Raw genomic sequence first — 14,387 nt, 5'->3', positions numbered from 1 at the left:
TCCGACCTCGACGGTACGTAGTTCATTTCATTTCTGCAACAGGATTCTCCTCGCCCACCGCCGATGTGGCTGTCTGCTTGTTGTCGCGTCAACGGCAACGGGTCCATGCGTCAACAGGGCCACGCGTCAACGGGTGCACGCGTCGACGGGTCCACGCGCCGCGGCGCCATGACGTCGCGCGTCACTCCGGGGAGGGCGGCGCTGCGGGATCGTGTAGGCTCGCGGGCATGCCCATCACGCGACTCACGAAGCCTGATTCGAAGTTTCGCCTCGATGACGTCTCGACCGATCCGCCTCGGGACGCGACGAAGCAGGAGGCTGCGGAGCGGCTCAAGGAGCTCGGCGGCGAGCTGCTCGAGCTGCAGGAGCTCATGTGGGGAGCGAGGACGCACAGCGTCCTCATCGTCCTTCAGGGCCGCGACGCGGCCGGCAAGGACGGGGCGATCAAGAACGTCGTCGGCGCGCTGAACCCGCGCGGCGTCGCGGTGAGCTCGTTCGGCGTGCCGACGAAGGAGGAGCGGGAGCACGACTTCTTGTGGCGTATCCACCGGCAGGCGCCGCGCGCGGGGGAGTTTGCCATCTTCAACCGCTCTCACTACGAGGATGTGCTCGTCGTGCGCGTGCACGACCTCGCGCCCAAGTCGCTGTGGGGGGAGCGCTACGACCACATCAACGACTTCGAGGAGCTGCTCGCCGAGCACGGGACCATCGTGATCAAGTTCTTCCTGCACATCAGCAAGAAGGAGCAGGAGGAGCGGCTGCTGGAGCGCGAGGAGAACCCGTCGACCGCGTGGAAGCTCAACGTGAACGACTGGAAAGAGCGAGAGCGCTGGGACGAGTACACCGAGGCTTACGACGAGGTCTTCCGGCGCTGCTCGTCCAAGCACGCGCCCTGGTACATCGTGCCAGCCGACGCGAAGTGGTACCGCAACCTCGTCGTCGCCGAGACCGTGGCGGAGACGATGCGGGAATACCGCGACGGCTGGCTGAAGACGCTCGAGCGGAACGGGAAGGCGGGCCGCGAGGAGCTCGACGAGTACCGGAGGTCGCGGGGTGGGCGGAGCAAGGGGTGAGCGCGCCCGACCAATATCCGCCCTGGCAGGCGCAGAACGCAAGTCGCACGCAGCGACCCGCGTGGCGCTCCCGCTGCCGTGGCACGGAGTTCCACGCGAAGGACTCCGTGGTTGCATGAACCATTGAGTCTCCCCAGCCGGCGGGGCCGATCGACGCCTTCTGTACTCGTCGACGATCTCAGCACGTGATCCCACGCGGTGGAGTCAGCAGGTCGTGCACGGCAACCGCCGGAGGGACGGCCCTGGGCTCGCCGACGGTGCTCGTCTTTCAGGGAGGCCGTGGCCAGGCGCCGCCGCGCGTGCGCCGCGTGGGGCCGAGCGGCTCGGCCAATTGACGCGCTGTCGCCCGGGTGATGCAATTCCGGCGAGGAGCAGGGGGCATGCAGCTCGACGATCCCAGGCACGAGTACAACCCGTACGCTGCACCGACGACCGACGGCGCGCGCCCCCATGGCGAGGACGAGCCGGACGAGCACATCCTCGCCGAGCGCGTCAGCGATGACCGCCGCTGCCTGCACGATCGCATCGCCGGCACCAAGGTCGTCCTCGCCCCGCCCAAGGCGGGCTCCTGATCGCCCTCTCGCCGCATGATCCGCCGCGAGACGCTCCGCGAGCCGCTCGACACGAGCGCCGAGATCGAGACGCCGGAGCACGTGCGGTTCCGCCACCAGATCGCGGGCCCCGCGCGGCGCGCGCTCGCGTACCTCATCGATCTGGTGGTGCGCGGCATCATCGTCTTCGCGGTCGGGATGCTCGCCGCGATCGGCGGCATCGCCGTGGGGCCAGCGCTGCGCGGCGCGTCGACGGGCTTCGTGCTGCTGGTCCTCTTCGCGATCGAGTGGGGGTACTACGTCTTCTTCGAGACCCTCTGGAGCGGCCGCACGCCCGGCAAGCGCGCTCTCTCGCTGCGCGTCGTCACCGACGGCGGCCAGCCGCTCCGCTTCGGGGACAGCCTGCTGCGCAACCTGCTGCGCGCCGCGGATCTGCTCCCCCCGTTCATCGAGCCGCTCTCGTTCCTCGGCACGTACGCGGTCGGCCTCGCCGTCATGGGCCGTGACCCGCGCTTCCGCCGCCTCGGCGATCTCGTGGGCGGCACGCTCGTGATCGTCGAGGAGCGCCACACCGTCGCCGGCCGGTTCGCCCTCCGACCTGCGCCGAGCCCCGCGGAGCTCGCGAGCCTGCCCGCGCGCCTCCCGCTCTCCGGCGAGGAGCTCGACGCCATCGAGCTCTTCCTCCGCCGCCTCGATCGCCTCTCGCCCGCGCGCGCCAACGAGCTCGCCGAGATGACCGCGCCCGTGTTCGCGCGGCGCATGGGCGTTCGCTACAAGGACGCGACGCGCTTCCTCGGCGTCCTCCACTACCGCGCGCACGCGCACCGCGGTCAGGAGGGGGCCGCGAGCGGCCCCAGGCCCCGCCGCGAGAAGGAGGTGAGCGCGTGATCGGCGCCCGCTCCCAGGACGAGTTCGTCGCGGCCCGCAGGCAGGACTGGCAGGAGCTCGATCACATCCTCCTCGACGGCGGCGACTCGCTCGCGAAGAAGGACGGCGCCGCCATCTCGCGCCTGGCCGCGCTCTACCGCTCGCTCTGCACCGATCTGATGCGCGCGCGCGCGGCGCGCTACACGCCCGATCTCACCGCGTACCTCGACGCGCTCGCCGCGCGCGCGCACGCGACGCTCTACGGCGCGGAGCCCTTCCGCCTGCCGGACGTGGTCTCCTTCTTCACCCGCGATTTCCCGCGCGCGTTGCGCCAGAACGCCCGCTTCTTCGCGATCGCCTGCGCCCTCTTCTTCCTCCCCTCGCTCGTCGGCATCGCGGGCGCGCTCGCCTCCGACGAGTTCGCCGCCCACGTGCTCCCGAGCTCGGTGCTCCAGGGCATGGCCCAGATGTACAGCGAGGGCCCGAGCGGGCGCGACGCGGGCACCGACACGGGCATGGCTGGGTTCTATGTCTTCAACAACGTCGGCATCGCCTTCCGCTGCTTCGCCACCGGCGTGCTCTTCGGCGCGGGCAGCATCTTCTTCCTCATCTACAACGGCCTCTTCACCGGCACCGTCGTCGGCCACGTGATGAGCGTGGGCCACGGCGGCAACATCTGGACGTTCATGTGCAGCCACGCGCCCTTCGAGCTCACCGCGATCGTGATCGCCGGCGGCGCGGGGCTCGAGATGGGCTACGCGCTCGTCGAGACGCGCGGCCGCACGCGCGTCGGCTCGCTGCGCCGCGCGGCGCCTTCCATCGTGCGCCAGGTCCTCGGCGCGGCGGCGATGCTGCTGATCGCCGCGGGGATCGAGGGCTTCTGGTCCCCCTCGGGGCTCCCCCCGCCGGTGAAGTGGGCGGCCTCGGGCGTCTTCTCGCTGCTCATCGTCCTCTACCTCGCGCTCGCGGGTCGCTCCGCGGAGGAGGCGCCGCGATGAACCTCGACGCCTCCGCGATCGTGCTGCGCCCGCGCCCGCTCTCCGAGATCCTCGATCTCGCCTGCCGCCTCTGCATGTCGATCGCGTTCGGCCTCTACGCGCGGCTCTCGGCGATCCTCTTCCTCCCGATGCTCGCCGGCTGCCTCGCGCTGCGGTACGCGGCGGGCTGGTCGTGGCCCGAGGTGTGGGGCGCCGCGATCGCGCTCGGCGGCGTCGCGCAGGGCGTGTTCACCGTGGCGGTGGGGCGCCTCCTCTTCTCGGAGGAGCTCGGCGCGGGCCAGGTGCTCCGCCTTTTCGGAAAGCGCCTGGCGTCGTACCTGTGGATGCTCTTCTTGAGCCGCCTCCTGCTCATCGCGGCCGCGCTCCCGCTGCTCCTCGGCCTCCCCCTCGCCTGGCCGCGCCTCGTCTTCGTCCACGAGGCCAGCTTGCTCGAAGCCGCGCGCGCCGGCGACGCCATCCAGCGCAGCAGCCGCTTCGTCGCCGGCCGCGTCGCCGCGGTCCTCGGCGCGCTGATCGCGCTTCTCCTCGCGCAGGCCGGCATCGCGCTCGTGCTGGAGCTGCTCGGCCAGTCGATCGTCGACGCGATCCTCCAGCTCGGCCAGCCGTTCGGCGCGCTCCTCGACGACGGTGGCTCGCCCTTCGCGCTCGCGGGCTTCTTCGCCGGCATCCCGTACGTCGCGACCGCGCGCTTCCTCCACTACATCGACGCGCGCACGCGCGCCGACGGCTGGGACATCCAGCTCCGCTTCCTCGCGATCGCCGCGCGCGAAGGCGAGAGGAGGGCTGCCGCGTGAGCCGCCGCAGGCGCCTCTTCCTCGCCCTCTTCGCGCTCTCCGCGGGCGCGCCGCTCGCGCGGGACGCCCGGGCGGAGGACGCGCAAAAAAACGTCCACTGGAGCGTGCGCGAGGTCCTCGAGGACGATCGCTACCGCTTCTGCCACGAGGACGACTACCCGCTCACCCCCGAGGAGCACGCGTGGTGCCCGATCATCGCTGGATCGAGCGACGTGTGCCCGCAGCTCCCCGCCGCGTGCAAGCTGCCCGCCGTCGAGCTCTCGCGATCGGTCGTGTCCCGCCGCGGCGGCCGCGGCGGTCGCGACGCGTCCGGCAACCATCCCGCCAGCGGCAAGCCGTCCGATCGCGGCCCGAGCGAGGACGAGCGCCGCCGCCCCGGACCCGAAAGGCGCGTCGATCTCTCGGGGATGAGCGTCGTCGCGTCGGTGCTCTTCATCGGCCTGCTCGTGGTCTTCTTCGGAGGGGTGATCCACGCGCTGCTGAAGAACCTGCTCCGCGATCGCGCCCCCGCCGACGAGGCCAAGGAGGAGAAGGCGCCCGCGCGCGGCCCCACGCCCGAGGAGGCGGCGAAGCGCGAGGTCGAGACCGACGTGCAGCGCCTGCTCGCGCGCGCGCGCGGCCACGCGGCGCGCGGCGACCACGCTCGCGCGATCGACGACGCGTACGCCGCGCTCCTGCGTCGCCTCGACGGGGATGGTCTCATCGAGATCCACCCCTCTCGCACCAACGGCGATTACGTGCGCAGCCTGCGCGAACGGCCCGATCTCAAGGGCGCGATGCGGTCGATCGTGCGCGACGTGGAGGGCGTGCAGTTCGGCGTCACGCCGCCCTCCGAGCCGCTCTTCCGCGCGGTGATGGACCGCGTCGTCCCGCTCGTGAGCCGCGCGCTCGCGCTCGCGCTCGCCGCCTTCGGCCTCTCCGCCGCGCTCTCCTGCACGCCGCACGCGGGCGGCGACGAGGGCGGCGGCGACCGCTCGCCCTCGGGCACCCAGGCGGTGCTCGAGGTGCTCAAGGAGCAGGGCTTCAAGGCGCGGCGCCGGGGCGAGGCGCTCGCGGCGCCCGATCGCGCGCTCGCGCTGGTGGTCCTGCCGGGCGCGACGATCGACGACGCAACGTGGAAGGACCTCTTCGCGTGGGTGGACGACAAGGGCGGCACGCTCTTCCTCGCCGGGCTCCCGCGCCTGCCCGACGAGGTCGGGCTCGGCCTGCGCGTGGCCCAGGACGCCGAGACGTCGACGGCGCTCGCCGCGGACTGGTCGCGCGGGCTCCGCGCCTCGCTCCCGCCCGGCAAGCGCCTCGTCGACTTATACGGCGACGAGCCCGACGAATCCTTCATGATCCTCCGAGGCGAATCGTCCTCGACCGCGGGCATCGTCCGCCGCCTCGGCCAGGGCAAGGTCGTCGTCGTCGCGGACGATCGGCTCGTGTCGAACGTCTCGCTCGCGGCCCCCGACAACGCGCAGCTCTTCCTCGATCTGCTCCGGTTCACGCCCCCCGCGACCGAGGTCGAGATCGTCGACGAGTGGACCGGCGTCGGCGCCGAGACGCCCTTCGCGGCCGTGCGCGAGGCGTACCTCTGGCCCGTGATCGCGCAGCTCTTCCTGCTCCTCGCGCTGCTCTACCTCTGGAAGGGCAGCGCCTTCGCGCGCCTCCGCGATCCGCCCGCCGCGGGCCGCCGCGCCTTCGCCGATCACGCGCGCGCTCTCGGCCTCGCCTACCGGCGCGCGCGCGCCTCGCGCCACGCCGCGGGCCTCTACGCGAGCTGGGCGCTCGATCGCCTGCGCGAGCGCGTGCACCGGTCCGGCCGGCGGGGCCTCATCCCGCTCGCCGAGGCGATCGCCGCGCGCACCGGCCGCCCCGAGCCCGAGGTGATGCGCGTGCTGGTCGAGGCCTCCGGCGCCCGCGACGAGGCCGCGCCCGCCTCCTCGCTCCGCGCGCCGCAGAGCTCGCGCGGCGCGCGGCCCTCGCCTGGCCCGCGCGACGGCGCCGCCGCCGATCTCGAGCTCGTGCGCGAGCTCCAGGGCTTCCTCGACGCGACCGGTCAGCGAACCTCCGATCGAAAGACGACATGAACCCGATTGAATTCCGCGATCGCTTCGATCTCCTCCGCCGCGAGGCCGGCAAGGTGCTCCTCGGCCAGGACGATCTCATCCTGCACACGCTCGTCGCCGTCCTCGCCGGCGGTCACGTGCTCATCGAGGGCGTGCCCGGCCTCGGCAAGACGCTGCTCGTGCGCACCCTCGCGCACGTGCTCGGCGCCACCTTCAAGCGCATCCAGTTCACGCCCGATCTGATGCCGAGCGACGTCACCGGGGGCAACGTCTTCAACCAGAAGGAAGACCGCTTCGTCTTCCACGAGGGGCCGATCTTCACGCAGCTCCTCCTCGCCGACGAGATCAACCGCGCGCCCGCCAAGACGCAGAGCGCGCTGCTCGAGGCGATGCAGGATCTCGCGGTCACCTCCGACGGCATCACGCGCGCGCTGCCGGATCCGTTCTTCGTCATCGCCACGCAGAACCCCATCGAGTCGCAGGGGACCTACCCGCTCCCCGAGGCGCAGCTCGACCGCTTCTTGATCCAGGTCAACGTCAAGCACCCCTCGCAGGCGGTCGAGAGGCTCATCCTCAAGAACCACGTCAACGGCTTCCACGCGGCGCGCCTCGATCGCTTCGAGATCCAGCGCGTCGCCACCGCCGCCGAGCTCGTGGAGATGCGCGAGGGGCTCGCGCGGATCCGCGTGGACGACGGCATCATCGAGTACATCGCGGACATCGTCGGCCGGAGCCGCGTGCACCGCTCGGTGTACCTCGGCGCCTCGCCGCGCGCGTCGATCGGCCTGCTCGCGGTCGCGCGCGCCCTGGCCGCGAGCGAGGGCCGCGAGTACGTCATCCCCGACGACGTGAAGGCGCTCGCGCCCGCGGTCCTGCGCCACCGGCTCATCCTGCACCCCGACGCCGAGATCGAGGGCGTGAGCGCCGACGACTGCGTCGACGACATCCTCCGCGAGGCCAAGGTGCCGAAGACGGCGGCCTGAGCGCGATGATCCCCTCGCGCGCCCTCGTCCTGCTCGCGATCGTGCCCCTCGGGCTCGCGGTGGCGACGCTCGTCGATCGCACGCTGCTCCTGCCCATGCTCGCCGCGGACGCGGGCATCGCGCTCTGGGCCGCGATCGACGCGCTCCTCGCGCGGAGGCCGCTGGTCACGGTGAAGCGCCACGCGCCCGCGGTGCTCTCCATCGGGCGCCCCAACCTGATCACGCTCGAGATCCGGTCGCTCTCCCGCCGCAAGCTCTCGATCGAGGTCGCCGACGACCTCTTCGATCACGCCGAGAGCGACGACCTGCCGGTGAAGCTCGAGGTCCCGCCCAGGGAGCGCGCGACCGCCCGCTACCACGTGCGCCCCACCCGCCGCGGCGCGCACGCGATCGGCGATCACCACGTGCGCTACCTCTCCCCGTTCGGCCTCTGGATCCGGCAGGTCACGGTGCCGGCGGAGACGCCGGTCAAGGTGTACCCCGACGTGCAGGCGGTGCGCACCTTCGAGCTCATGGCGCGCCAGGATCGCGATCCGGCGGCGCTGCGCGCCTCGCGCAAGCGCGGCGGCGAGAGCGAGTTCGAGCGCCTGCGCGAGTACCGCCGCGGCGACGAGTTCCGCTCCATCGACTGGAGGGCGACCGCGCGGCAGAAGAAGATCATCAGCCGCGAGTACCAGCTCGAGAGCAACCAGAACCTCCTCTTCCTCCTCGACGCGGGCCGCCTGATGACCGCGCAGACGCAGGGGCTCTCGCTCTTCGATCACGCGCTCAACGCCAGCTTGATGCTCTCTCACGTCGCCGCGCGCGGCGGCGACCGCGTTGGCCTGCTCGCCTTCGCCGACGGCATCAAGAGCTACGCGCCCCCGGTGAGCGGCGCGGGCGCGGCCAAGCACGTGCTCTCCGCGGGGTATGACCTCTACCCCGAGCTCGTGGAGACCAACTACGGCTCGGCGTTCCAGCACGTGGGCCTGCGCGTGCGCAAGCGGAGCCTGATCGTGCTCTTCACGCAGGTCGTCGACGACGTCGCCGCGAGCGAGCTGCTCCGCCTGATGCGCGGGGTGATGCCGCGCCACCTGCCGCTCATGGTGCTGCTGCGGGACGTGGAGATCGACGCGCTTGTCGAGGGCGGCGACGTCGACCCCTACACGCGCGGCGCCGCCGCCGAGCTCTCGAGCTTCCGCGACCGGCTCGTGCGCGACCTCAAGAACCACGGCGCGCTGGTGCTCGACGTCGCGCCCGGCCAGCTCACCGGGCAGCTCATCAACCGGTATCTCGAGATCAAAGCGCGCCATTTGCTCTGATTGCGCTCCTGCGCGGGCCCCGACCTCCGCGGGGCGACGTGGAGCTGCTCCCGCCGCGCGCGCGGCCGGGCCGCGCCCATGCCGCCGGGCTGCGCTGGGCGCGACGCCAAGCGCGCCCTCGCAGCGGGCGCGCTCGGCGCTCGCGCGGCCGGGTCCGGCTGACGCATGCGCGCGCGCGGCCGCGTGATCACCCCGACGACGACGCTCAGCCGGCCTTGCAGAGCAACACGTTACCTTCCACCAGCGGGGTTTTGCCTTCCGGAGCAAGTCGTTGCGCTTCTCACGGGGCCCCAACGGGCGAGCGGGCCACAGCGACATTCGTCACCTCCGTCCCGCCGCCCGAGCGTCGCTCGTGCGCGCTCAGCCAGTGAAACCCGGCCGATCCAGCGGTTTCCCGGCCATTTCACCGCCGCCCCGCCGTGCGTGAGCCGCCGAGCAGGGCGGCGTCTTCGCGGCTCCGCGCGCACGCCTGGTATGCCGATCGCGTGAGCGGCACAGCCCTTGATTAGGCCTGTGCGCAGAGGACGGAACGGTGGGCGCGACGCGGCGGACATCACGCCGCATGAGACGCCCGCCGATCCGCCGATGACCGAGGAGGCCAATCTGCCTCGGATGAAGGAGAAACAGGATGAATACCGACAAGAGTGGATTCGATTTCGAGATGATCACCCCTGAGGACCCGGCCGAACTCGAGGTGAGAGAGGTCGCGCTGCATTGCCACTGCTGCGGCTACGTGAACGACGAGTAACATGAGCGGCGGGGGGCGCGCCCCTCGCCGCCGGCGCCGAGGCAGCGCTCGCCGCGCTGCCTCGGCGTCTCATCTTACCTGCGCGCGAGGAGCTTTTCATGTCCACGAAGCCGAGATTCGATCTGCCGCGCATCGGCGTTGGGCTTGCCTACCGCCCCTGGTTCGTCCGCGGGATCGAGCAACACCGCGACCGGATCGACTGGATCGAGATCTGCGCGGATCATTACATCTACCGAACAGAGGGGCGGGTCGCCCGTGCCGTCGAGCTGAGCGAGCGTCTGCCCATAGCGCCTCATGGCCTCGAGCTGTCCATCGGCACCGACGCGCCGCTCGACATGGATTACTGCCGTGATATCGCGCAGCTCGCGAGAGCGGTCCGCGCCCCCTGGTACAGCGATCACCTCTGCTTCACGCAGGTCTCCCGGATCGAGCTCGGCCAGCTCACCCCGATCGCGTTCACCGAGCGTACCGCGTCGCGCTGCGCAGCGAAAGCCCGGCAGTTCCAGGACATGCTGGGGGTCCCGCTGCTCCTCGAGAACATCGCCTATTACATGGGGATCCCCGGAAGCGCCATGACAGAGGCGGAGTTCCTCAGCAAGGTCGTGAACGACGCCGATTGCGGCATCTTGCTCGATCTCACGAACCTCTACGTCAACGCCCGGAATCTCCGCTATGATCCGTATGAGTTCATCGACCAGATCCCGCTCGAGCGCGTCGTGCAGGTCCACCTGGCCGGCGGGACGTACGAGGACGGGATGTGGGTCGACACGCACGACCACCCGGTCGACAGCCATCCCGAGGTCTGGGACCTGCTCGACTACCTCTGCCGGAGAGCGCCCGTGCGCGGCGTCCTCATCGAGCGCGACGCGAATCCGCCGGACGACTTCGGCGAGATGCTGGCGGAGGTCGAGCGCGCGAGGGCCATTTGGGCGTGAGGCGTTCCTCGCGCAGCCGGAGGGAGGACCATGGAACGTGTCATGAATCACATAGCAAAGGAGCGGACGATGGAGCGCGCAGCGGAGATGCGGGCGACGGGCACGGATACATCGGCGTTTCAGACCGCGTTCGCGCGGCTGCTCACCGATCCTCAGGCGTTCGAGCGCTTTTACGATGACCCGGCGCGCTTCGCCGAGGAGAACGCGCTGAGCGCCGGGCAGATGTCCGCGCTCCAGTCGCTCGACAGGGAACGGCTGCGCTGGATCTCGGGCTCGCTGGGCCTCAAGCGCTTCTACCTCGTCGAGACGTACTTCCCCGCCACGTTCGCGCTTCTCCGTCGCAACAAGGCGCTGTCGAGCGTGGGGCGGAGCTTCATCGCGACCTACCGCCCCATCAGGTCCGAGCACCTGATTCGCGCGTTTCGAGACGCCCTCTGGTTCGCCGAGCTCATCGAGCGGCGTGTCGGCCAAGGGGAGCTCGGGCTCCCCTACCTCATGGACGTGATGCGCTGCGAGCTCGCCGAGTTCATTGTGTGGTCCGACGCCGCGTGCGTCGAGAGCTCGAACGATTTCAAGTCGCGGAACGCGTCGAGGCCGAGCGTCACCGAGGAGGAGCTGCTCGACGGCGCCGTTCGCGCGGGCCGGCACGTCGCGCTGCGCGAGTTCTCGTGCGACGTGTTGCCGTTCATCCAGGCGCTCGTCGACGGCAAGGCGCCGCCCGAGCCGGAGCCCACGCCGACGCTGCTCCTGTTCGGGAGGATCGCGGTGACCGACCGGGTGCAGAAGGCCCGCGTGGGGCGGATGATTAGGTCGTTCCTTACCCGCGCTGTCGGCGGGAAGCCCACCCGGGAGATCCTCGCGGAGATCATCGAGCCGCAGACCGACAGCGCCGCGCGGCGCGCCGTCGAGCGAGATTGCTGTCGAATTCTGCAGAAGCTCTACGCGCTGAACTTCGTGACGATCGAGGAGAGCCTAGGGCCGGGCGCGCGCGGCAGAGGCGACGGCGATGGGCCGCGGAGCGTGGCATGAGGAGCGCTGCCCGACGCCATCATTCCTCACCGGGGGCGGCTCCCCTTCCCCGGGAGGACGCGGCGCACAAGGCATCTCGTCCATCCGGTTCATCCGGGCGGATCGACGCGGCCTACGGGCGCCTCGCCGCGGCGCTCGACGACGACGCGGTGCTCGGCCCGGGCTCGGATCTCTCGGCCTACGAGGACCCCTATGCGTTCGGCAGCTCCGAGGACTTCCGGTGCTCCGGGGCGGTGCTTCCGAGATCGGTGGAGGAGGTGCAGGCCGTCCTGGCCATAGCCAATCAGCACGGCATTCCGATCTGGACCGTATCCACCGGACGGAACCTCGGGTACGGGGGCGCGGCGCCGCGGGTGAGCGGGGCCATCGTGCTCGACATGCAGCGGATGAACCGGATCCTGGAGGTCGACGAGGAGCACGCCTACGCCCTCGTCGAGCCCGGCGTGAGGTTCGTGGACCTCTATGAACATCTCCGCGAGCATCGGCTGAAGCTCTGGATGTCCGCGCCATCGCTCGGTTGGGGCAGCGTCGTCGGCAATGCCCTGGAGCGGGGCATCGGCTACACCCCCTACGGCGATCATGCCGCCCAGATCTGCGGGATGGAGGTCGTCCTGGCGAACGGCGACGTCGTCCGCACCGGCATGGGAGCGTTGCCCGGCGCCAACACCTGGCAGATGTACAAGGGCGGGTATGGCCCGTCGCTGGACGGGCTGTTCCTGCAGTCGAACCTGGGGATCGTGACCAAGCTGGGGCTCTGGTTGATGCCTCAGCCGGACGGCATGATGTCATGCACCGTGCGCTTTCAGAGGGAGTCCGACCTCGAGGCGGCCGTCGATGTGCTCGCGTCGCTGCGCCGCCGGGAGATCATCCAGAGCAACGCGCAGCTGGGCAATGTCCTGCGCGACGTGGCGCACCGCTATCCGCGCTCGCGCTGGTACGACGGCCCCGGCGCCATGCCCGATGAGGTGCTCGACGAGGTCCGCCGGGATCTGGGCATCGGATGGTGGTGGATCCTGCGCTTCGGCCTCTATGGCGACAAGGAGCTGCTGGACGCCCGGTTCAGGATCGTCCAGCGAGAATTCTCGAGGATCCCCGGCGCCGAGATCACGGGGCATGAGCATCTCGCCTCGGGCTCGGATGGGCTCCACGCCTGGGAGGTCGAAGGACCGGCCGGCCGGCTGGCGGGCGTCCCGGGGTTCTTCTCCTTGAACGCGCTGAAGTTCCGCGGCGACGACTGTGGGCACCTCGACTTCTCGCCGATCGTGGCGTCCAGCGGGCGCGAGGCGGCGAGGGTTTACAACCACGTGAAGGCGCGCGCCCGCGAGCACGGGATCGACTACCTGGCCGGCTTCACCGCCGGCGTGCGCCACCTGAACCACGTCTTCACGATCCTCTACGAGAAGCACGACGCGGAGCAGACGAGCAGCGCCGCCGCGCTGCTCGACGCCTTGATCAGGGAAATGGGGAGGCAGGGGATCGGCGGGTACCGGGCGCACCTGGCCTTCATGGAGCTGATCGGCGATCAGTTCAGCTTCAACGAGCACGCGCTCCGGCGCTTGAATGAGACCCTGAAGGACGCGCTCGACCCGAACGGCATCCTGTCGCCGGGCAAGCAGGGCATCTGGCCCGCGGCGTCCCGAAAGCAGCGGGCGGGAACGCGGTGATCGGCGCACGCGCGCGCCGATCACCGCGGACGAGCCTTGCCCCATCTGCCCGCGAAGCTCGAGGCACAGGGCGAGGGCCGCGCATGGCCCTCGACGCGTTCGTCCCGCCCGTCGATGTGGACACTAGTTCCTATAGAGTGTACACTCGTCCATATGTCGACCCCTCACGATCCCCGGTCCATGCGCGAGCGGATGCTCGCTGGCGACCTCTACATCGCCGACGATCCCGAGATCGCCGAGCAGAGCGCGGCCGCGCTGGATCTCATGGCGGCCTACAACGCGACGTCGGTACGGCAGCGCCCGCTGCGCCGCCGCTTGCTGGAGCAGCTGCTCGGCGCGATCGGCGAGGGCACCGAGATCCGCCCGCCGTTCTACGTGGACTACGGCTCGCGCATCACCATCGGGGCGCGCTGCTTCGCGAACTTCGGGCTGGTCGCGCTCGACGTCGCGCCCATCACGATCGGCGACGACGTGCAGATCGGCCCGAACGTGCAGCTGCTCACGCCGACCCACCCGGTGGAGCCCGAGCCCCGGCGCCAGAAATGGGAGGCCGCGAAGCCCATCACGATCGGGAACAACGTGTGGCTCGGCGGCGGGGCCATCGTGCTTCCGGGCGTGACGATCGGCGACAACACCGTGGTGGGCGCGGGCTCCGTCGTGACGCGCGACCTGCCGGCCAACGTGGTCGCAGTCGGCAATCCCGCCCGCGTGATCCGCGCCCTCGACGCCGCGGGCGCCGCGCCGGCGCCGGGCGAGGCGCGAGTGTGACGGAGGCGCGATGAGCGCTGCCAGGGCGAGGCGCGCCGCCCCCGCGCGGCGGGCCCGCCGCCACGACCCAGGGCGCCGGGAGCGGCTCGTGGCGACCGCGCTCGACGTGATCGCCGAGCAGGGCGTCGCCGGCGCGTCACACCGCTCGATCGCCCGGGCCGCCGACGTGCCGCTCGGCTCGACCACGTACCACTTCGCCTCGATCGACGAGCTGCTCGCCGCGGCGTTCACCCGGCACGCGGACGGCGTGGCCACCCGCTTCGAGGAGCAGATGCGCGCCGCATGCGACCGCGAGGCCGCGGTCGAGCTCCTCGTCGAGCACCTCACCACGGCCCTGCTCGGCTCGGAGCGCGACCTGGTGCTCAGCGTCGAGCTCTACGTCGCCGCCGCCCGGAAACCCGCGCTGCGCGCCGTCACCCAGGCCTGGATGCTGCGGAGCCGGCGCGCGCTGGAGATCCACTTCGACCCGGTGACCGCGCGGGAGCTCGACGCGCTGATCGAAGGCCTCGTGCTGCACAGCGCCCTATCGACGGATCCCATGGCGCCCGAGCAGATCCGGCACGCCATCCGCCGCTTCACCCGCTGAGCTCCCGCAGGAGATGGGAGGTTCTGGGCCGTGACGGAC

Annotated in this window: 13 protein-coding genes; all 13 read left to right on the top strand. The window is 71.0% G+C overall.

What is annotated here, in order from left to right; genetic code table 11:
• Positions 1-227: 227 nt before the first annotated feature.
• The 13 genes from WMF19_RS07855 (at position 228) to WMF19_RS07795 (ending at position 14,348) form a co-directional block, all read left to right on the top strand.
• Positions 228-1,073, top strand: a complete 846-nt coding sequence (locus WMF19_RS07855; protein WP_437898512.1) for a PPK2 family polyphosphate kinase — start codon at positions 228-230, stop codon at positions 1,071-1,073.
• Between the two features lie 380 nt (positions 1,074-1,453).
• The gene (locus WMF19_RS07850; RefSeq protein WP_437898511.1) at positions 1,454-1,645 is read left to right on the top strand and encodes a hypothetical protein; all 192 of its coding nucleotides are present in this window, start codon (positions 1,454-1,456) and stop codon (positions 1,643-1,645) included.
• Positions 1,646-1,660: 15 nt separating this feature from the next.
• Entirely contained in the window at positions 1,661-2,512 is an 852-nt protein-coding gene (locus WMF19_RS07845) for an RDD family protein (protein ID WP_437898510.1), read from the top strand.
• Positions 2,509-3,489 carry a stage II sporulation protein M gene (locus WMF19_RS07840; RefSeq protein ID WP_437898509.1) on the top strand — a complete coding sequence of 327 codons (981 nt, stop codon included), beginning with the start codon at positions 2,509-2,511 and terminating at the stop codon, positions 3,487-3,489. Before WMF19_RS07845 ends, WMF19_RS07840 begins: the two co-directional genes overlap by 4 nt.
• Positions 3,486-4,283: a hypothetical protein gene (locus WMF19_RS07835; protein ID WP_437898508.1), complete on the top strand. Its 798-nt coding sequence runs from the start codon at positions 3,486-3,488 to the stop codon at positions 4,281-4,283. Before WMF19_RS07840 ends, WMF19_RS07835 begins: the two co-directional genes overlap by 4 nt.
• Positions 4,280-6,355 (top strand): DUF4350 domain-containing protein, encoded by a 2,076-nt coding sequence (locus tag WMF19_RS07830; protein WP_437898507.1) that lies wholly within the window; start codon positions 4,280-4,282, stop codon positions 6,353-6,355. Before WMF19_RS07835 ends, WMF19_RS07830 begins: the two co-directional genes overlap by 4 nt.
• A complete protein-coding gene (locus WMF19_RS07825) occupies positions 6,352-7,317 on the top strand; it encodes an AAA family ATPase (RefSeq protein ID WP_437328149.1) in 966 nt (321 codons plus the stop codon). Before WMF19_RS07830 ends, WMF19_RS07825 begins: the two co-directional genes overlap by 4 nt.
• A 5-nt stretch (positions 7,318-7,322) precedes the next feature.
• Positions 7,323-8,618, top strand: a complete 1,296-nt coding sequence (locus WMF19_RS07820; RefSeq protein WP_437898506.1) for a DUF58 domain-containing protein — start codon at positions 7,323-7,325, stop codon at positions 8,616-8,618.
• Positions 8,619-9,464: 846 nt separating this feature from the next.
• Positions 9,465-10,301, top strand: a complete 837-nt coding sequence (locus WMF19_RS07815; protein WP_437898505.1) for a DUF692 domain-containing protein — start codon at positions 9,465-9,467, stop codon at positions 10,299-10,301.
• 42 nt (positions 10,302-10,343) lie between these two features.
• Complete coding sequence (locus tag WMF19_RS07810) at positions 10,344-11,330, top strand: hypothetical protein (RefSeq protein WP_437898504.1); 987 nt, start codon at positions 10,344-10,346, stop codon at positions 11,328-11,330.
• A complete protein-coding gene (locus tag WMF19_RS07805; RefSeq protein ID WP_437898503.1) occupies positions 11,327-12,994 on the top strand; it encodes an FAD-binding oxidoreductase in 1,668 nt (555 codons plus the stop codon). Before WMF19_RS07810 ends, WMF19_RS07805 begins: the two co-directional genes overlap by 4 nt.
• 180 nt (positions 12,995-13,174) lie before the next feature.
• Positions 13,175-13,762, top strand: coding sequence for a sugar O-acetyltransferase (locus tag WMF19_RS07800; RefSeq protein ID WP_437898502.1), 588 nt, complete (start codon positions 13,175-13,177; stop codon positions 13,760-13,762).
• 10 nt (positions 13,763-13,772) lie between these two features.
• Positions 13,773-14,348, top strand: a complete 576-nt coding sequence (locus tag WMF19_RS07795; RefSeq protein ID WP_437898501.1) for a TetR/AcrR family transcriptional regulator — start codon at positions 13,773-13,775, stop codon at positions 14,346-14,348.
• Positions 14,349-14,387 lie beyond the last annotated feature (39 nt).

Source organism: Sorangium sp. So ce124 (assembly GCF_051525235.1).
Taxonomy (GTDB): domain Bacteria; phylum Myxococcota_A; class Polyangia; order Polyangiales; family Polyangiaceae; genus Sorangium; species Sorangium atrum.
This window is presented reverse-complemented; position numbering and strand designations above follow the sequence as displayed.